This is a genomic window from Corallococcus sp. AS-1-12 (genome assembly GCF_020036995.1).
GTDB lineage: Bacteria > Myxococcota > Myxococcia > Myxococcales > Myxococcaceae > Corallococcus.
This window is the reverse complement of sequence record NZ_JAIQDD010000009.1, coordinates 1-18,580: the sequence shown is the minus strand read 5'-3', so window position 1 is coordinate 18,580 and position 18,580 is coordinate 1. Positions and strand designations below refer to the sequence as shown.

Sequence of the window (18,580 nt, the reverse complement as noted above, 5' to 3'; positions counted from 1 at the left end):
GCGTCACGGCGCGGCGGTGTCCGGGACGCGCGGGAAGAAGGGCATCGCGGGGAGAATGGAGCCTCCTCGCGATGCCAGGCCCCGCGTCTTCAATAGACGAGGGCGATGTCCCTCAGCTCGGGGCCGGAGGCGCCACCCACGGAGGCCATGTCCGCGGTGGTCGCGGTGCGCGGGAAGAACGTGGCCGCGCCGGTCAGCAGGTTCACCTGGTACAGGACATGGGGACCGCTGGCCGCCGTGCGCCCCGCCACCAGCGGCAAGCCATTGTCACCCCCCGCGATGTCGAAGCCCGCCGCGCCGACGAACGTCACTCCCAGGGCGCCCACGTTGACCAGCGTGCCGTTGTTCGGCGGGTCTTGCCGGGCCAGCACGTGGCTGTTGCGCTCCAGGTCATACAGCGTCGTCGCGGTGGCCCCCGCCACGCTGTTCGTGTACGCGGCGCCGAAGACGGTCGCGGCCGGCGCGCGGTTGATGTCCCCGTCCGTGGTGGTGGCGCCGGTGTCCACGTTGATGCGCAGGTTCTGCCCCGTGTCGCTCACCACGCGCAGGCGGTCCGCCACCGGGTTGAAGTCGATGACGAACTGCGTCCCCACCAGGCCGGTGAAAGGCGCCGTCGTGTCAGCGGGATCCGCCGCCAGCGTGGACTTCGCGGTGACCGCACCCGTCTGGGGCTCCACCGTGTAGAGCTTCCCGGCGGAGGAAAGGGCATACAGCTTCCGGTCCGCCGGGCGCGCGTCGATGCCGAGCAGCGTCTCGCCCGCGGGCACGCCGGTCAGGGCCACCGTCGCCGTCAGGGTATTGGGCGCGGAGAGCGCGGCCCGTACGAGCCGGCCGTCCGTGGTGAGGCCGTAGAGCGCGGGGGCCGTGTCCTGCTTCAGGGCCAGTCCCTTGAGGGGCTCCGTCGTTCCAATGACCGCGAGCTCCGTGGCCGCCCCCGCCGCCTTCTCCGGGGAGATGCGGAACAGACGCTGCGTGCCGCCCACCGTCAGCGCGGCGTAGCCCACGTTGGTGCAGGCGTCGATGTCGTAGCCATTCACCCCGGAGGCGTCCACGCCCAGGGGCACGGGGGCGGTGAGCGTGCCGTTGTTCGGCGGGTCCTGGAGGTAGACGGTGTCCGTCGCCGTATCCAGCACGAAGAGGCGGGTGCTGACCGTCTCCGGGAAGGAGTTGGTGTAGGCCGCGCCCGTCACCTGCGCGCCCGTGCCGCCGTTGATGTCTCCGTCCGTGATGGTGGCGCCGGTGTCCACGTTGATGCGCAGGTTCTGTCCCGTGTCGCTCACCACGCGCAGGCGGTCCGCCACCGGGTTGAAGTCCACGGCGAAGTCGGTGCCCGTCAGCGCGGTGAACGGGTTGTCGTCTCCCGCCATGGCCGCCAGCGTGGCCTTCACGGTGGCGACGCCGGTGTCCGGCGCCAGGGTGACGATGCGCCCCGCGCTGGTGAGGCCATGGAGCCGCGAGTCCGCCGGGCGGTAGTCGATGCCCAGGAGCGACTCGCCCGCGTTCAGGCCCGTCACGTCCACGGAGCTCATCAGCGTGCCAGGGGTCGCCCGATTGAAGGACACGAGCTTGTTCGAGGCCGTCAGGGCGACGACGTCACCCACCATGACCGGGTTGGAGCCGCCATCCGTCCCGGCGTCCATCTCCGTGCCCGCGTCGGCGCCGGCATCCATGTCCGTGCCGGCATCCGTGCCGGTGCCCGCGTCCGCGCCTGCGTCCGGCCGGGGCGTGGGCGGGACATCGTCGTCATCATCTCCGCAGGCCGTGAGCATGAGCGCGGTGGCGAGCGCGGCGATGATTCGGTTCGGATTTCGGATGAGCGGCATGGTCTCCCCGGTGGGTTCGCTGAAGCGGTGTTCCCAGTGCCTTACGCGGGGGGCTCGAAACTGGATTCAACCTCGTGTCGATTCAGTGAATTGTTTCATTCTTGAATCTCGGACTCATGGGGACCCGCCTGGACCTGTTCCAACGGCGGCCCCGGGAGCGCTCGGGGCCGCCGCCGACGGGGGCTTCGCCTGGCTACTGCCCCAGCACGACGCGGAAGATGCGCTCGTTGCTGTTGTTGGGGATGCTGTCCTTGTCACCCTGGTTGGTGGTGGTCAGCCAGAGGTTGCCGTCCAGCGTCGGCTCCACGGTGCGCAGCCGGCCGTAGGTGCCGACGAAGAACTGCTGCACGTTGGTCAGGTTGGAGCCGCTGATGACCTCGCGGTAGAGGCGCGTGCCGCGGGCGCAGGCCACGTAGAGCACGTCGCGCACCACCGCGATGCCGGAGCACGAGCCGTCCGCCGTGGCGTAGGTCTGCTTCGGCGCGATGTAGCCGGGCGTCGCGCAGCCCGAGCCACCCTGGGACACCGTGCCCTCGCAGTTGGGCCAGCCGTAGTTGCCGCCCTTCTGGATGAGGTTGGTCTCGTCCATCACGGAGTTGCCGAACTCCTGCTCCCACAGGCGGCCCTGCGAGTCGAAGGCCAGCCCCTGCGGGTTGCGGTGGCCGTAGCTCCACACGTAGTTGCCGAAGGGGTTGTCGGACGGGACGGTGCCGTCGGCGTTGAGGCGCAGCACCTTGCCAGCCAGGTTGTTGAGGTCCTGCGCGTAGGCGCCGTTCTGGGCATCCCCCGTGGACGCGTAGAGCTTCCCGTCCGGGCCGAAGCGCAGGCGCCCGCCGTTGTGGAACTTGTTGCGGCCGATGCCCTGGAGCAGCACCTGGAGCGACGCGGTGTTGAGCGCGCCGTTCTCATACCGCAGCCGCACGATGCGGTTGTCGGTGGGGGAGGTGTGCATCACGTACAGCCAGCGGTCGGTGGCGAAGGTGGGGGAGAGCGCCAGCCCCATCAGGCCGCCCTCGCCGTCGGTGCTCTGCACGTTGGGGACGGTGCCCACGGACGTCTTCTGGCCCGTCGCCGGGTCCAGGCGAATGATGTCCTGCGCGTCGCGGCGCCCGTAGAGCACCGCCCCGTCCGGCAGGCTCACCAGGCCCCACGGGATGTCCGTGTCGGTGTCGACCTGGGTGACGGAGCAGACGGCGTTCGCGCAGGCCTGGCCGGTGGTGACCGTCACGGACGCGCTCTGGGCGGACGCGTTGCCCTGGGCGTCGCGCGCGAGCACGGCGTAGGTGTAGGCCGTGTTCGCGGACAGGCCGCTGTCCACGAAGGTCGTCGCGGGCGGAGCGCCGGCCACCGTGCCAATCTTCACGCCGCCCCGGAACACGTCGTACGCGCTCACGCCCACGTTGTCGGTGGACGCGGTCCAATTCACCGTCACGCTGGTGCCGGACGCGGTGGCGGTGACGCCCGTGGGAATGCTGGGCGCCTGGGTGTCCGCCTGGCATTGCGGCACGGTGATGGAGAGCGTGGCGCTGCCCTGGGAGACATTGCCCACCGCGTCCCGCGCATTCACATACAGGCCCCAGGTCACGCCGGGGACCAGGGTCAGCCCGGTGGACACCGTGGCGCCGGAGACGGACTTCATCCACTGGCCGTCATGGTAGACGTCGTAGAACGCGACGCCCTCGTTGTCCGTGGACGGCGACCAGGACAGCGTGGCCGAGTTGCACGTCACGTTGGACAGCGCGAGCCCCGTGGGCACGGTGGGCGCCTGGGTGTCGGCTGGGAACGACCACCGCTGGTTCGTCTGCGCGTTGCAGGTCCAGACGATGACCTTCGAGCTGTTGGCGGTGGCCTGGCCGGACACGTCGAGGCACAGCGAGGTCGCCGTGTGGATGACCGCGCCGCTGGTGTCGCGGACCCACCGCTGGTTCGCCGTCCCGTTGCAGGCGGCGATGACGGCCCGGGCCCCGGAGCTGGCGGTCTCCGGCTGGACGCACCAGGAGCCGCCGAACGCGCGAAGCTCGCCTTCCGGCGTGAAGAGGAACCGCTGGTTGTCCTGGCCGTTGCAGTCGTAGATGTGGAGCTCCTGCCCCGGCGTCTGGCTGTTCTGCGCCACGTCGAGGCAGCGGCCGGACTGCACGCCAATGATTCGCGAACCGGCGGTCACCGCCGTGGTCTGGGTCTGGAGGTCGGGGCCGCTCTCCGGCTTTTCGCCACAGGCGACGGCCACGGTGAAGCAGAGGGCCAGTCCCGTACGGCGGACGAAGGCGGGTGGGGGACGCAGGTGCATTGAGGCGCTCCTTTGGAATTCCTGCTAGTTCAAGGAATTCCGTGAAGACCTCAAGGGGACTCTCTGGGATGCACCGCTGGGTGTTGAGCCCCCGTCAGAAGGTGCCCGCGGTGAACGGGCCCGCCGCCTGACGCTACTTCTTGGCGCCGCGGCCCTTGAACAGCTTCTGGCCCAGGGTGAAGAGCAGCACCAGCACGGCGCCCGCGCCCAGCCCCACCGCGGCGTTGAGCAGCATGGGGGTGAGCCCGCCCAGGACGCTGCCCACGCCCGGGACGCGCCCGGCCCACGCGGTGATGGACTGCTCCGCGTGGTGCAGGCCGGAGACGCCGTGCACCAGGATGCCGCCGCCCACCAGGAACATGGCCGCCGTGCCCGCCACGGAGAGGAACTTCATCAGCCACGGCGCCGCGCGGAGGATGCCCCGGCCCAGGCCCTGCGCGAAGCCGCCGCCCTTGCGGCTGAGGTACAGGCCCGCGTCGTCCAGCTTCACGATGCCCGCCACCAGCCCGTACACGCCCACCGTCATGATGAGCGCGATGCCCACCATCACCGTGACGCGGGTGGCGAAGTCCGCCGTCGCCACGGTGCCCAGCGTGATGGCGATGATCTCCGCGGAGAGGATGAAGTCCGTGCGCACCGCGCCCTTGATCTTGTCCTTCTCCAGGGCGACCCGGTCCACGCTCGGGTCCTCCAGCGTCTTGCGCAGCTCGGCGTGGTGCGCCTCGTCCTCTTCCTTGCCGTGCAGGAACTTGTGCGCCAGCTTCTCGAAGCCCTCGAAGCAGAGGAAGGCGCCGCCCACCATCAGGAGCGGGGTCACCAGCCAGGGCGCCAGCGCGCTGATGGCCAGCGCGGCCGGCACCAGGATGGCCTTGTTGACCAGCGAGCCCTTCGCCACCGCCCACACCACGGGCAGCTCGCGGTCCGCGTTCACGCCCGTCACCTGCTGCGCGTTGAGCGCCAGGTCGTCTCCCAGCACCCCCGCCGTCTTCTTCGCCGCCACCTTCGTCAGGATGGAGACGTCATCCAGGATGGTGGCGATGTCGTCGATGAGCGCAATCAGGCTGCTGCCTGCCATGGATGTCTTCCGGGCTGGGGGGTGGGGACGTCACCCTGCTGCCCGCGCGGATTAGCACACCGGGGGCTCCAGGGCACGGCCTGGCGCTCACACGCGGGGTGTGCCCCGGCGCGCGGCGTCGACGCTCCAGATGCCGGAGCCGTGCGCGGCGATGTAGAAGAAGACGAAGCAGTAGAGCGCCGCGAGCTCGCCCTGGTTCTGGATGGGGATGAGGTTGCCCCCGTTGGGGACCACGTGCCCCATGAAGAAGGCGAACGCCATCGTTCCGCTGCAGATGAACGCCGCCGGGCCCGCGAACAGCCCGAGCGCCACCAGCAGGCCGCCCGCGAACTCGATGAGGCCCGCCCCGTAGACGACGAACGGCGGCGCCCCGGCGGGCACCCCGCCGAACATGCCGAAGAGCTTCTGCATGCCGTGCTGCATGAACATCAGCCCCGCGGCGATGCGGAGCAGCGCGTAGATGCGGTCAGCGTGGGGCCGCAGGAATCCCATGACATCCTCCGAGCGTGCGCCGGGGGAGATGGGGAGGTCCCGGCGCCAGGCCGTGGACCATAACAGCGGGCCCGCGCCCATGCCGGGCGCGGGCCCGGGGACCTCACCTGCTGCTCTGGACCACGCTCTCGTCGACGATGGTGAACGCGTCCACCGCGCCCGTCATCCCGATGTGCGTGAAGGCGCTGTAGGGATAGGCGCCGTCATCGAGCTGCTCCACGAACTCGATTTCGTCGCCCGTCACCTGGCGGCCATCCTCCAGGGTCACCTGGAACGCGCCCTCCTGGAAGCGCACGCGCCAGATGCAGGCCCCCACGCGGCCCGCGCCGGTGGTCACGCCGAACCCCTCCACGCCGAAGTACAGGTCCGGGTGGCGCATGCGGTCCATGTACGCCCAGATCTGCACGGAGGACCACTCCCACCAGCGGTGCGGGAGCATCATGGCCACCATCTCGCCCTGGTTGCGCACGTTGATGGCGTAGGCGGAGCCGCCCGGGCTCCCGGTGAACGTGGGGAGCAGCCGCATGCCGCCGTCGGGGTTGCTCGGGTCCGGGGCCAGCGACAGCGTGCTGATGACCTGGTCCTCGTTGCGGCCGTAGAACCGCACGCCCTCGTCGCTCGCGCCGAAGTCCACGATGGACCTCTGCCGCCAGCTCTCGGCGCGGCCCATCACCCCGACGACGCCGTCCTGTTCCAGGCGGGTCAGGCCGGTGGCCACCAGCCCCTTGTCGGTGGCCTTCAGCTCCGCGTTGCCCGTGCCACAGTGGGTGATGCCCTCGAAGCGCTCCACACAGTTCCGCGTGGCCGCCGTGACCTCCTGCGACGCGGAGGCGGCCCTGGCCTCCTCCTTCGAGGGCTCTCCCTCGCAGCCCACGAAGACTCCCACCAACGCGGCCGTCAGCAGCCGGCCCATGAACACTCCTGCTCGCATCATCGACATCCGTGCCTCCTCGGGGTGGACAGCGGGAGGCCGATGTCTGCAATGGCCAGACCATGGCGCACGCCCATGGGCGCCGTGGGATGGCAATGATTGCCTTTCAGGCCTGTGACGGTTTAGGCTACAGGAATCCTGGTTTTGTAGCCTTTGCTGCTATTTCTGCCGCAGCCCGTCACGAGGCGCGGTCGCGTGGGTCCTGGCCACGCCCAGTTGGTTTCGCGCCGCGTCGATGGTTTCGAGCAAGGCGATGCTGCATTCGAGCGGATGCAGGGGCGACTCGGTGCGTCCTTCCGCGATGTGCTGTGCGACCGCGGCCGCCTGCCAGGCGAGTCCTTCGCTGCCGTGGATGCCGGACGGGTCGGTCCAGCGCAGCCGCTGGTCCGACCTGGCGGCCTTCAGCGTGAAGCCGCTGGGGGTGAAGAACCGCGAGTCGACCTGGAGGCGCGCGTGCGTCCCCGCGATGACGGCCTCCTGGGGTGTCTCCGCGAAGAGGGTGGTGTGCAGCAGGGCCTGGGCGCCCGTGGGGTAGGTGAGGACGAGGGCCGCCTGTCCGTCCACGCCTGTCTGGGTGAGGGTGCCCGTGGCGTGCACATGCTGCGGCGGGCCGAGCACGAGGTGCGCGAGCCAGATGGGATAGATGCCGATGTCCAGCAGCGCGCCACCGCCGAGCGCGGGGTTGAAGACGCGGCCTTCAGGGTCGAAGTCGAAGCAGCCCCCGAAGTCCGCCATGACGAGCCGGACGTCGCCGAGCACGCCGTCGTGCAGCAGCCGTTCCAGGAGCAGGGTCTGCGGGAGGAAGCGCGACCACAGGGCCTCCATGGCGAAGACGCCCGCGGCGCGAGCGGCCCGGGCGATGTCGAGGGCCTCGGCGGCGTCCAGCGCGAGCGGCTTCTCCACGAGGACGTGCTTGCCGGCGGAGATGGCGAGCAGGGCCTGCCGCCTGTGTTCGCTGTGGGGAGACGCGACGTAGACGATGTCGACGTCGGGGTCGGCGACGAGCTGCTCGTAGGACTCATGGACGCGCGGGACGCCATACCGCGCGGCGAAGCTCCGGGCGCGCTCGGGGTCACGCGACGCCACGGCGTGGACGCGCTGGTCGGTGTGCCGGTGCAGGGCCCAGACGAAGCCCCCGGCGATCCGCCCCGGAGCGAGCACGCCCCAGCGCAGCACGGGCCCTCCGCGCAAGGGGATGGCTTCGACGTGGGGGAGGGCGGTGGGGAAGGCGCTCACGGCCCGGACTCTAGTCGCTGGGCGCTCGTCACACCCGGCGGCGAAGAGGCTCCCGAGCGGAGAGCCACGGCGCGGGAATGGACGCGCGCCCCGCGCTCAGCGCGACGATTCCCCCCACCATGGCGCAGGTGGTGTCCCGGTCTCCGAAGCCGGCCACGGTGCACCAGAGGGCTTCTTCGAAAGAGTCGAGGTGTCTTGCCGCGCACCACACGGCGAAGGGCACGGTGTCCTCGGCGAGGACCTTCTGCCCGCTGCCCAGCGTGCGCGCCGCCGCGGAGGGGCTGGTGTCGCTCGGCCACGCTCGTGCCTTCTCCAGCCCCTGGCGCGTGGCACCGGCGGGCGTGCAGTCCAGCACCGTGTCGAAGAGCTCCAGCGCGGGGGCGCGCGTCTGTTGCCACTGGCAGGCCCACGCGGCGGCGACCGCGATGGCGATGGCGCCCGCCTGTCCCTCCGGGTGCATGTGCGTCACCTCCGCAGACGCGCGCGCTTCCGCCACCACCCGAGGCAGGTCCTCCGCGAAGTACGCCCCCAGGGGCGCCACGCGCATGGCCGCGCCGTTGCCCATGGAGCCCTGGCCCTCGAAGACCTCCGAGGACACCTCCCGCCAGGGCAGTCCGAGCCCCAGCTTCCACAGGATGTCGTGCGCGGTCCCGCCATAGCCGCGGTTCTTGTCGCGGCGGTAGCGCTTCGAGAAGAGGAGCGCGAGCGCGTCCGGGTCGACGTGACCGTGGTCCTCCAGCACCTGGACCACGGACAGCGTCATCTCCGTGTCGTCGGTGTAGCCCCAGGGCGCTCGCGGGAGGATGCGCTGCTCCACCCAGGGCTGTACGAGCTCGTGCGGGCCGAAGAACCGCTCGCCAAAGGCATCTCCCACGGACACGCCGTCCAGCGAAGCGAGCGCACGTGTCATCCGCGCGGTGGTCTGGTCATTCCGGGCGTCGTGCATCGCGGTGCAGCAATGATAGTGCATTCGGCAGGGCCGCGCCTTCCGCCGTGTTGTCGAAGATGCACCACACCCGGCGGCCGGCCTGCTCGTGGCCGCCAATCTCCGCGGCCAGCGCGTCCAGGAACGTCTGGGAATATTCGGAGTAATACATCTTCGGCGAGCCGTGCAGCCGGTAGTAGACGACCTCCGCGTCGGGAGGCGGGGGCGCGCTCACCGCGGGAGGATCCGCCCGCACGTAACGGATGCGCGCAGCGTCCAGCACCTGGCGGGCCTCGTCCGTGAACCAGGTCCGGTGCCTGGGCTCGCACACGACGTCCACCCCGGTCCGCTCCCGCAGGGACTGGAAGAACGCGCGGGCCGTCTCGGGCTCGTGCTGGAGGCTGGGCGGCAGTTGCACCAACAGGCACCCCAGTCTGCCTTCCAGGTGGCCCGCCTCGCCCAGGAAGCGCTCGAGCGGCTCGCGTGCGTCGCGCAAGCGCAGCTCATGGGTGATGACCTTGGGGACCTTCACCGCGAAGCGGAACGTCTCCGGAACGCTGTCACGCCAGCGGGCGTAGGTGCCGGGCCGGTGCGGCCGGTAGAAGGAGGAGTTGATCTCCACCGCGGGGAGGACGCGCGCGTAGCGCTCCAGGTGGGTTCCCGTCGTGGGGAAGTGTTCACCCACCGCGCTCGACAGGCTCCAGCCCGCGCAGCCGACCCGGCAGCGCTCATGAGAGGGTTTCGAGGGTCCGCGTCGCACCGGGGAAAGCCAGGCACGGACCGGCGCGATGCTCACCCTCACCCGCGCCAGAAGTGGCGCACCTGGGCGTCCGTGCGTTCCTGTTCGGCGAAGCGGACGAGGAGCGGCTCGGACATGGCTTCCGGCACGCGCAGCCGGGCGAGCATCGCGCGGACCTCGAACTTGCGCGTGAGGCCGAGCAGGGCCTCGCGCTCGGGCAGGGTGAGGCCGGGGTGCCAGCAGTCGGCGATGAGCACCACGCGGCGCTCGGTGCCCCGGTTCCAGGTCTCGTGCTCGAAGGAGTCATGGAAGGTGAGCACGCGGCCCGGCTGCCAGTGCCGCGTCTCCGAGCCCACGCGGATGCCGCAGCCTTCCGGCACCTTGAGCCCCAGGTGCAGCCGCATCCGGAAGCCGTCCCACGAGCAGTGCGGCGTCAGCGTGGTGCCGGGCGCGTGCGAGGAGAAGAGCACGTCCGCGAGCGGGAAGTCGGTGCACTCGCCATCCAGCGACCGCACTACGGAGGCTGTCTCCTCCATGGCGAGCTGGGGCCAGAAGAGGCGGTCGGTGCGCTCGCCGCCGAAGAAGATGGGGTGCACGGACCAGTGGCCCGTGCCCACGATGCCGGAGTCGTAGTGCAGCAGGTCCGCGTTCTCCAGCCGCTCCAGGTCGCGCGTCACCGCGGCCAGGCAGCCCTCCAGCGCCTTCGCGGCCGGCGGCGGCGGGTCGCGCCACGGGTGCTCATCCAGGCCGGGGAACGGCGGGAAGATGGTGGGGGACTGCTCGGGCCGGGCGGGAGGCGCGGGCACCTGACCCATGAGCATTCGCAGGTAGTGCTTCATCCGGTCCAGCTCCGGCCCCGCGCCCAGGACCGCGTCGAGGTAGCCACCCTGCCGGGCCAGGTCGACGATGCGCTGGCGGACCTGTGCGGTGATTTCCTGGGGCGACGTCTGGGCGGCCATGCTGCCTCCTGGGGAGGCCAAGCCATAACGCGGCGGAGAACGCAGCGTCCAGGGCGGGTCCGGTGTCTCCAGGGATGGAGTAGGGTGCGCGCTCGATGTCGCTCCCCCTGGTCCACATCTACTGCGATGGCGCCTGCTCACCGAACCCCGGCCTGGGAGGCTGGGGCGCCATCCTCATCGCCCCGGAGCGCAAGGATTACCGCAAGGAGCTCCAGGGCGCGGAGGCGGACTCCACCAACAACCGGATGGAGCTGACGGCGGCGCTCGTCGCGCTGAAGGCCCTGAAGATGCCGTGCCGTGTCCAGGTGTTCACCGACTCGAAGTACGTGTGCAACGCCTTCGCGGAGAAGTGGCTGGACACGTGGCAGGGCAATGGCTGGCGCACGTCAGGCAAGAAGCCCGTGTCCAACGCGGACCTGTGGCGTGAGCTGCTGGAGGCGGTCCGCGCCCATCAGGTGACCTGGCACTGGGTTCGGGGTCACTCGGATGACGTGGAGAACAACCGCGCGGACGCACTGGCCGTGGCGGCCCGGCTGGAACTGGCGGCACGGCTCGGACGGTAGAACGCGAAAGTGGCGCCGGACCCATTCCAAAACCACCTCAAGAAAGGACAGACTGTGCTCCTTCAAGTCCAAGGGGGAGCTGTCTTTGAGTCTTTCGCCTGTCCGCCGTGTGCTGTTGCCGTGTGTGTTGTTCGTGTCCGCCTGCAAGGGGGAGGGCACCGTGGGGGCTCAAGGACCTCAGGGACCTCAGGGGCTCCAGGGGGAGCCTGGGCCCGCGGGAGCGCAAGGTCCTCGAGGGGAAATGGGGCCCGCGGGAGCGCCGGGCAGCTCTGGGACGGACGGGCTCCTGGCCGCGCGAGTGCGGATCATCCCCCTGCAGGCCACCGCGCTGGAGTCCGGCGCCGCGCTCCGGGCCGCCGTGGACGCGGTGCCTTCCGACGGTTCACAGCCGTGGGTGCTGAGGCTCGGCGCCGGCACCTATGACCTGGGGACGACGGGCCTGGTGCTGAAGCGGGGCGTGTTCCTGGAGGGCAGCGGCGTGGGCGTGTCCCGCATCACGTCCTCGACGGCCGGCGACGGCTCGGTGGTGGGCGCCTCCGGCGCGGGGCTGCGCCTGCTCTCCGTGAGCAACACGGGCGGTGGGACGCGGTCGGTGGCGCTCTTCAACCGGGATGACGGCTTCGCGGTGAGCGAGGTCCGGGCGGAGGCGCTCGCGGGCCAATCCCTCACCTTCGGCGTGTATTACCAGTCCGCCAATGACAACACGCTGTCGCGCGTCGAGTCCCGGGCGACGTCGGACCGGGGCCGGGTGATGGGGTTCGCGTTCGACCAGACGGGCATCACGCTGGAGGACTCCAAGGCCTTCGTCCAGGGCACCGCGAGCGCGGCGGACACGGTGATTGGCGTGGGCGTGACCGGAAGCTTCGGCGTCCTGCGCCGCGTGTTCATCAATGCCAGCGCGGCGAACGGCGCCCGGAGCTTCGGCGTGGAGGCGGCGGCCCAGAGCGTGAGCGTCACGGACTCGGAGGTCTTCAGCGGAGGCGCCACGCTGTCCGCGGCCCTGCATGCGGAGACGCCCGGCGTGTCCGTGCGCTCCAGCCGCCTGAAGGCGACCGGCACGGGGGCCTTCGGCGTCTACGCGGACTTCCCGGCACCCTCGCCCGGCGTCCGCATGGGCATCGACCAGTCCTCCATCGAAGGAGACGAAGTCTCTGTGTTCCTCAAGGCGGGGGGCACGGCGCGGCTGGGCCACGCGAAGCTCTTCGGCGGGGTCTTCGCGGAGCAGGGCGCGAGCGCCTTGTGCCTGTTCACCTTCAAGACCGTGCAGCAGGACACCCTGCCCGTGGACTCGAGCTGCCTGTAACGAGGCCCCGGAGGGGGAAATGCCGGCCCGCGATGGGAGGTGGGCCGGCGGATGGGGACTCCCAGGTTTCAAGGCGCCCGGGCGGAGCGTTCGTGTGGCAGAGTCCGCCCGCTTTGCATCCCATCGCGTTCACCCGCCGGTTCCGGGCCTGGCACTTCGTGCTCGGAGCCTTGTTCGTCTACACCGTGGTCTGCGTCTGGAGCGCCTTCCGGGGAGGAGTGTTCGCGTTCCATGACCTCGCGCTCCTGAACGACCTGTTCTCGAACGCGGTGCACCGGGGCCGGCCCTTCTGGGTGACGGACGCGGACCTCAACCACCTCACGGTCCACTTCACCCCGACGCTGCTGTTGCTCACGCCGCTGTTCCTGCTCAGCGATTCGCAGTTCCTCTTCATCCTGCTGGGGCTGGTGGCGCTGTACGCGGCGGTCGCGCTCCAGGTCTGGTTCTTCGAGCGCATTGTCGAGGAGCACGACCTGCTCCCCGCTGCCTGGAGGCCGTGGGCCTCTGTCGCCTTCACGCTGTACCTGGGGCTCAATCCGTTCGTGAAGACGGTCGCGCTCTCCGCGCACTTCGAGGTGTTCTTCCAGTTGGGCTCCACGGCGGTGCTCGTGATGCTCCTGCGGGGGACGCGGATGCGGTGGGTCGTGCCCGTGGCGCTGCTCGCGTTGGGGGTGCGTCCGGATGGAGGGCTGTTCCTCGCCTTCCAGTCGGCGGCGTTGCTGCTGCTTCCGGCCGTGGCCCGTCCGCCGCGGGCGCTGCTCACGCGCAGGGCGCTCGGGGTGTCCGCGCTGGCGCTGGGCTACCTCGCGCTCTGTGTCGCGGTGGTGCTGCCGGCGCTCGGGACGCCTTCGGGCACGCGGTTCTGGTCGCACTACGGCAACACGTGGGGGCAGGTCGCCTTCACCGCGTTGGGCGACCATGGCCGGGTGGTGCATGACGTGGCCACCAGTGGGCTGGTGGTCTTCCAGCGCAGCTTCTGGTGGATCCAACTGCTCTCGCCCGCGGCCACGCTCGTCAGCACGATACCGGGCACCTTCTTCTTCATGGCGGACGCGCCGGACAAGCGGCTCCTCTGGTTCTACAACTCCGCCTTCCTGTTGCCGGGGCTTGGCGTGTGCGCGGCGGCGGGCTTCGGGAGGCTCATGGAGGCGTGGAAGGGCGTGCTCGCGCGCGGGAAGGTCCCCGGTTGGGCCGCGATGGTGCCGGCGCTGTTGCTCGCCGTGCTCGCGATTCTCCAGGTCGCGCGCTTCGACCGGACCATCGGCTCCCCGCCGCTGCGCCCCATGCCTCCGGTGGATGGGGACTTCCGCCAGGCCTTCGAGCGCCAGGTCCACGCCTGCGCCTCACGGCGCGCGGTGGCCACGGACTTCCGCTCCATCGTCTTCGTGCCCAACGGCTACGACCGCTTCCTCCTGCACCACTATGCGCGGGCGCAGGTGGTGCTCGTTCCCCCGCGCGTGGACACGCTCCTCCTGGGGGCGGCCTCACGGGAGGCGTTGCTCGACACGCTCCAAGGGGATGCCCGATTCGAGGAGGTGGCGGACCCGGGGCCGGTCCGCGTCTTCGTGCGGAAGGATGCGCGCGGCTGCGGTTCGTGACGCGGTGGACGGAGGGGGCGCATCCGAGGTCCAATCCCGGCCTCCATGACCCCAGACGAAGTGCAGAGAACCCTGGCCGACGCGGAGCTGGTGCCGTGCGCGGAGTTGTCACTCGCGGATGCCCGGAGGATGGTGGAGGGCTTCCTGGACGCGGACGTCCCGGCCCTCGTCCACCGTGAGGCGTGCGGCAAGGTCGGCTGCTCTCCGAAGTTCCAGGTGCTGGTGCGGCCCGAGGATGGGCCCCGGGTGGCCGCCCTGCTCCAGCAGGGATGGCTGGAGTCGGTGCGCCGCGAGGGGCTGATGCCCGAGGGGGCGGCTCCCCGCCTCGTGTCCGCCGCTCCGTCAGAAGCCACCGAGGAAGAGGGAGAGCCTCCCTGCCCGGCCTGCGGAACAGCGGCTCCGCTGGTGGCGGGCGCCTGCAGCGACTGTGGCCTCCAGCTCGAGTAGCTGTCTTGGATGGGAAGTCGGGATGACTGGATTCGAACCAGTGACCTCGCGCGTATGAGGCGCATGCTCTCAACCATCTGAGCTACATCCCGATGGGTTTTGAGTCCTCGAGGGAGGACCCGGACATGAGCGAGGCCGGGTCCCCCCTCGGGAGCCCGGCCTCTGTCCATGCCCGCCCCGGTGCTACCGGGTGGCGGCGTGGGTCAGGTGCCGGGTGGACAGCCGCGGAACGAGGCGATGGCCAGGTCCATGCTGTCCGGAGTGGGGTCCATGTCGGTGGGGCTCGGCTCGTCGTTCTTCGTCATGGGCATCACACTCCTTTCGCGGGGAGCAGGGACGCAGCGGACACTCCGTCCTGACAGAGCTGGTTCCGCCAGCTCCGCTTCTCGATGCACCGGACGTTGGAACACTGTCAGCGGACGCCGTCACCGGTGGGTCTCCCTCCCGGAAATGACGACGCGGCGTCACTGAACGCCGGGCGCTCGGAACACCTGGCCGTTGCGGCCTTCCAGCACCAGGCTGGCCTCGTCCGAGCTGCCCACGCGCAGCTCCACGCGCGGCTGGCCTCGGCGGTCCACCAGGAGCAGGCCCGGCGAGCCCTCTTCATCCGCGCCCAGGATGGCGCGGGGCCGCCCCGTCACGTCCGCCAGCTCCAGCCGCGACGAGCCGTCCACCTGGAGCCCCACGGAGAACAGCTCCGCGCCCCCGGACTTGGACAGCGTCAGGCGCGGCGCTTCGTCGGAGAACACCATCAGCTCCGCCAGCGACTCGCCTTCCGCGGTGGAGAAGCGCAGCCGGGGCGAGTCGTCCTCGCCCACGCCCAGCAGCGCCCGGGGCCGGCCTTCGCTGTCGTTCAACACCAGCGCCGCGCCGCCATGGCGGTTCGCCTCCAGGCTGGCCCTTGTGCGGCCCCTGGCGTCCTTGAGCACCAGCCGCGATGCGACCAGCTCTCCCGGATGCGATTGCGGCGCTTCGTCACGCAGGGCCGCGGTCCCCAGTCCCACCCCGGCCAGCACGAAGGCCGCGAGGGTGAGGCCCTGCCACCGTCGGAGCCGGCCTTCCAGCCGCTCCATGCGCGCGTCCAGTGAGTCCATCCCGGCGTCGCCTCCTGTCCCACCCTGGTGGGACGGCTGGAGGCTAGCAGAGGCCAACGGGTCTCCGCTCAGCGGGGCAGGAAGAGGAGCAGGAACGTGGGCAATGCGGCGACGAGGACGCCCACGCCGAGAGCGAGCACCATCTGGAGGAAGAACAGGTCTTCCAGCGTCTCCTCCAGCACGCCCTCCAGCCGGTCGATGGCCAACGTCTCCAGCTCCCGCACCGCGGAAGGCACGTCCGGCGACGTCAGCACCGCGCGCAGGGCGATGAGCCCCAGCACCCGGCGGGACTGGTCCATGAGGAAGCCCTCCAGCCATCCGGCGCGGGAGGCCGCGGATTCGCGCTCCTCCTCGGGCTCCCGCATGCGCTCCGCCACCGACTCCTCGATGGCCCGGGTGAGTTCCGCGCGGCCAGGCGTGGCGGTCCCGCGCAACCGCCGGGCGACCTGCAGCGTCGCGGGCTTGAGGATGGCGTACGCATAGCCCATCAACCCTCGCGCGCGGACCTCGCTCGCGAGCCGTGCGCTGACCCCGTGGAGCATCCAGACGTAGCCCCCAGCCAGGGCCAGGGCCAGTGGCGTGAGCACGAAGCTCAGGGCGTTCAGCCAGGAGGGCGTCGGGGCCGCGCCCGTCCAATGCGGCGCGAGCACGAAGACGCCCGCCAGCACCAGACCGAAGCACCCGAAGAAGGAGAAGCCCTTCAGCGCCCCCATCACGCCGGAACCCAGCAGGGCGGGCACCATGGCGAGGAGGCTCCGCAAACCCGAGCGGGCCATGCCTCCCATGGATTCACGCGGAGGCGCTTCGAGCGGCGCCGCGTCCTGTTGCTTCAATGCCGCGTGGCTCATGACGAGCGCTCCACGGATGCGGCGCTCAGCTCGGCGGTGGCCCACCGGTCCACCTGCTCCGCGGAGGGTGGCGATACAGGCGTGCCGTCCTTCAATTCGCGCCGACGCCGCCACCACATCAGGAGCGCGGCGGCACCGAAGAGCACGGCCCCCACGGCCAGCCGGGGCAGCAGCCACGGAATGGGGCCCGACCGGGAACCCTGGCGCTCCTTCCACCACGCGGTGCCCGTCCCAATCAATGCGAGCACACCCGGAATGGTGGCAATGCGCCACAGCGTCCCGCTGTCAGGGCCCGGCACGAGCGCCAGCAGCCCCAGGAACACCGTTGTGGTCCACAGCAGGATGCGACCCAGCCGGAAGTTCGTCAGCCCCACCAGCACCGCCGCGACGGGCTTCGAGCCTTCACCACTCATGTTGCGTCCCCCATGGGGACGTCATCCTAAAGGGGGAGGGGCCTGCGCCCCAAGTCTGCCCCGGGCGCGAACGGGTTCAAGGCTGGGGGTGCCACCACAGGCCCTTCAGTCCCGCCTGTTCGCACGCCTGTCGAGCTTCCCCGGTGTAGCAATAGAAGACCAGCTCGGGGACGGAGAACACGGGAGGAAAGCCTCCGGGTGGCGGGCGGAGCACGAGTGGCTCGGCGTCGTCATAGCCCAGGAGCTCTTCTCCGCACTGGTGGAAGGGCACGCCCTTCACGAGGGTGCGCTCCCGGTCGAGGCAGTCTGTCTGCTCCAGCAACTGAAGGATGACGAAGTCCTCGTTCTTCATCGCCGGGTCCGTTACCGAATACCAGGTCCGCTTCCGGGGGTACCCCTTACGCACGAGATGCCCGATGCGTTCCGAGTAGATGACGGTGGGGATGAGGCGGTGGCGGAACGGGCGCACCGCTTCGAGCACATGCACCATGCGCCGGGAGATCAGCAACCACCCGAGGGGCGCAGGAAGCAGGTGGTCGCGACCGGCGATGCTCTCCAGGTTGCCTACGAACTCGATGACCCCGGGCGCGCCCCGCTGGCGCTGATAGTCGATGCCCGGGTCGTGGAATGTCACGTCCTCGAAACCTTCGAACTCGATGAGCTTGGCGTCATAGATATCCGCATTCTCCTTGGCGTGGGAGACATCCGTCGACAATGCATACATCATGTGATGTGTGACTCCCCATGGGAGCGCAGCTCCAGCAAGGCCAGCTTCCTCCCCGTGAGCACCTTACCGCCGCGCTGCTCCTGGATCACCTTGATGGCCGGCTCCTTCAAGCTCCCGGATTCGATGGCCTGACGAAGCTCGTTCTCGACCTTGATGATTGCTTCCTCAATAACCTGCGGCGTCCAACTGGAGGTCGATCCCTTCGTCCGCAGCATACTCAATGCGCGATCGAGCCTGGCGTTCACGAACTTGCTGTAGAAGGGGTGGCTGCCCGAGTGGATGAGTTGGCCCTCCATGTTGAGCCCGGAGTGCATGTCCAGGATGTTCGACCCCCGGTCAATCGTGTAGCCCTTGATCCGCTCCATGGCCATGCGGGTCAGCGGGTGGCTCTGGGCGACCCCATCGGGGATGAGGTGGTGCATGGGATGACCGGCGGAGAGCCGAACCTCCGCTGCCGCCCGAGCCGCCGGGCCCTGGGTCTTCTCCACCCACTCCAGGTAATTCTTCCGGTAACGGGTGAAGACGCTCAGGCGGAGCGTGCCCTTGCCGACCTTGAGCACCACCAGCCCGTCCTGGGTCACCGTGAGCGCCCCATACTCGTCGCCCAGGGCCTTTCCGTTTGGACGGCGCAGCCGGTAGGGCTGGGCGTCTGAACTCAACTTCTCCAGGCGGTAGCCGGCGGCCTGCAGCTCCCGCTTGAGTGCGTTGAACTCCGGCGTCCCTTCCTGCGGGATGCGGCGGCCGACGAAGTCCTTGAGCTTGTCCCAGTTGGGGAGCTTCTCCAGCAGCTTCTCCAACTCGGCGTCGCTGAGCGTGCGCTCGGTCAGGGTGGGCTCGGGCTCCGGCCTGGACGTCCCTCCTTCCTTGACAGCTTGTGACAGCAACGGCGTGCCGGAGCCCCAGGGATTGAAGGGAATCGGAATGGCGGGAGCGGCGGTGATGGAGCCCGGCTGGAACACGGGGACGCCCGCGTAGCCACCGCCGGGGCCCGCCGCCGCCATCATGTAGAGGCGGGGCGGAGTGATTCGCACGGACGTCATCAACTTGAGCCCACGTCCCGCGTTGGTCTTCGCGCCCATCAATGCCAGCGCGGCCATCGCGATGCTCACCAGCATCCGGA

18 protein-coding genes and 1 tRNA gene are annotated in these 18,580 nt (G+C 70.0%); 4 read left to right on the top strand and 15 right to left on the bottom strand.

Annotated features, from left to right (window positions below):
• Window positions 1–89 precede the first annotated feature (89 nt).
• The 9 genes from K8556_RS16870 to K8556_RS16830 form a co-directional block, all read right to left on the bottom strand.
• The gene (locus tag K8556_RS16870; protein WP_223741106.1) at window positions 90–1,823 is read right to left on the bottom strand and encodes a DUF4394 domain-containing protein; all 1,734 of its coding nucleotides are present in this window, start codon (window positions 1,821–1,823) and stop codon (window positions 90–92) included.
• A gap of 193 nt (window positions 1,824–2,016) precedes the next feature.
• Window positions 2,017–4,110 carry a PQQ-dependent sugar dehydrogenase gene (locus K8556_RS16865; RefSeq protein WP_223741105.1) on the bottom strand — a complete coding sequence of 698 codons (2,094 nt, stop codon included), beginning with the start codon at window positions 4,108–4,110 and terminating at the stop codon, window positions 2,017–2,019.
• A gap of 133 nt (window positions 4,111–4,243) precedes the next feature.
• Window positions 4,244–5,185 (bottom strand): DUF808 domain-containing protein, encoded by a 942-nt coding sequence (locus K8556_RS16860; RefSeq protein WP_223741104.1) that lies wholly within the window; start codon window positions 5,183–5,185, stop codon window positions 4,244–4,246.
• An 87-nt stretch (window positions 5,186–5,272) separates the two neighbouring features.
• Entirely contained in the window at window positions 5,273–5,677 is a 405-nt protein-coding gene (locus K8556_RS16855; protein ID WP_223741103.1) for a DoxX family protein, read from the bottom strand.
• A gap of 103 nt (window positions 5,678–5,780) precedes the next feature.
• The gene (locus K8556_RS16850) at window positions 5,781–6,611 is read right to left on the bottom strand and encodes a hypothetical protein (RefSeq protein WP_223741102.1); all 831 of its coding nucleotides are present in this window, start codon (window positions 6,609–6,611) and stop codon (window positions 5,781–5,783) included.
• A gap of 156 nt (window positions 6,612–6,767) precedes the next feature.
• The gene (locus tag K8556_RS16845) at window positions 6,768–7,844 is read right to left on the bottom strand and encodes a Gfo/Idh/MocA family protein (protein WP_223741101.1); all 1,077 of its coding nucleotides are present in this window, start codon (window positions 7,842–7,844) and stop codon (window positions 6,768–6,770) included.
• Between the two features lie 28 nt (window positions 7,845–7,872).
• Window positions 7,873–8,790 (bottom strand): ADP-ribosylglycohydrolase family protein, encoded by a 918-nt coding sequence (locus K8556_RS16840; RefSeq protein ID WP_223741100.1) that lies wholly within the window; start codon window positions 8,788–8,790, stop codon window positions 7,873–7,875.
• Window positions 8,771–9,454 (bottom strand): DUF72 domain-containing protein, encoded by a 684-nt coding sequence (locus tag K8556_RS16835; protein WP_223741099.1) that lies wholly within the window; start codon window positions 9,452–9,454, stop codon window positions 8,771–8,773. Before K8556_RS16835 ends, K8556_RS16840 begins: the two co-directional genes overlap by 20 nt.
• A 113-nt stretch (window positions 9,455–9,567) precedes the next feature.
• The gene (locus K8556_RS16830) at window positions 9,568–10,467 is read right to left on the bottom strand and encodes an aspartyl/asparaginyl beta-hydroxylase domain-containing protein (protein WP_223741098.1); all 900 of its coding nucleotides are present in this window, start codon (window positions 10,465–10,467) and stop codon (window positions 9,568–9,570) included.
• Between the two features lie 95 nt (window positions 10,468–10,562).
• Here K8556_RS16830 and rnhA point away from each other — a divergent pair, with 95 nt between their 5' ends.
• The 4 genes from rnhA (at window position 10,563) to K8556_RS16810 (ending at window position 14,378) form a co-directional block, all read left to right on the top strand.
• Window positions 10,563–11,030: a ribonuclease HI gene (rnhA, locus tag K8556_RS16825; RefSeq protein WP_223741097.1), complete on the top strand. Its 468-nt coding sequence runs from the start codon at window positions 10,563–10,565 to the stop codon at window positions 11,028–11,030.
• A gap of 241 nt (window positions 11,031–11,271) precedes the next feature.
• Window positions 11,272–12,333 (top strand): hypothetical protein, encoded by a 1,062-nt coding sequence (locus K8556_RS16820; RefSeq protein WP_223741096.1) that lies wholly within the window; start codon window positions 11,272–11,274, stop codon window positions 12,331–12,333.
• A gap of 113 nt (window positions 12,334–12,446) precedes the next feature.
• Window positions 12,447–13,931, top strand: a complete 1,485-nt coding sequence (locus K8556_RS16815) for a hypothetical protein (protein ID WP_223741095.1) — start codon at window positions 12,447–12,449, stop codon at window positions 13,929–13,931.
• A gap of 45 nt (window positions 13,932–13,976) precedes the next feature.
• Window positions 13,977–14,378, top strand: a complete 402-nt coding sequence (locus K8556_RS16810) for a hypothetical protein (protein WP_223741094.1) — start codon at window positions 13,977–13,979, stop codon at window positions 14,376–14,378.
• Window positions 14,379–14,395: 17 nt separating this feature from the next.
• Here K8556_RS16810 and K8556_RS16805 read toward each other — a convergent pair.
• The 6 genes from K8556_RS16805 to K8556_RS16780 form a co-directional block, all read right to left on the bottom strand.
• A tRNA-Met gene (locus K8556_RS16805) sits at window positions 14,396–14,470 on the bottom strand.
• Between the two features lie 372 nt (window positions 14,471–14,842).
• A complete protein-coding gene (locus K8556_RS16800; RefSeq protein WP_223741093.1) occupies window positions 14,843–15,472 on the bottom strand; it encodes a hypothetical protein in 630 nt (209 codons plus the stop codon).
• 68 nt (window positions 15,473–15,540) lie between these two features.
• Window positions 15,541–16,320, bottom strand: coding sequence for a hypothetical protein (locus tag K8556_RS16795; RefSeq protein ID WP_223741092.1), 780 nt, complete (start codon window positions 16,318–16,320; stop codon window positions 15,541–15,543).
• Complete coding sequence (locus K8556_RS16790) at window positions 16,317–16,733, bottom strand: hypothetical protein (protein WP_223741091.1); 417 nt, start codon at window positions 16,731–16,733, stop codon at window positions 16,317–16,319. The genes K8556_RS16795 and K8556_RS16790 overlap by 4 nt, the downstream gene beginning before the upstream one ends.
• 76 nt (window positions 16,734–16,809) lie before the next feature.
• Window positions 16,810–17,460, bottom strand: coding sequence for a hypothetical protein (locus K8556_RS16785; protein ID WP_223741090.1), 651 nt, complete (start codon window positions 17,458–17,460; stop codon window positions 16,810–16,812).
• Window positions 17,457–18,580: AHH domain-containing protein (locus tag K8556_RS16780; RefSeq protein ID WP_223741089.1), on the bottom strand; the 1,124-nt coding region annotated here is incomplete at its 5' end. The genes K8556_RS16780 and K8556_RS16785, both read right to left, overlap by 4 nt.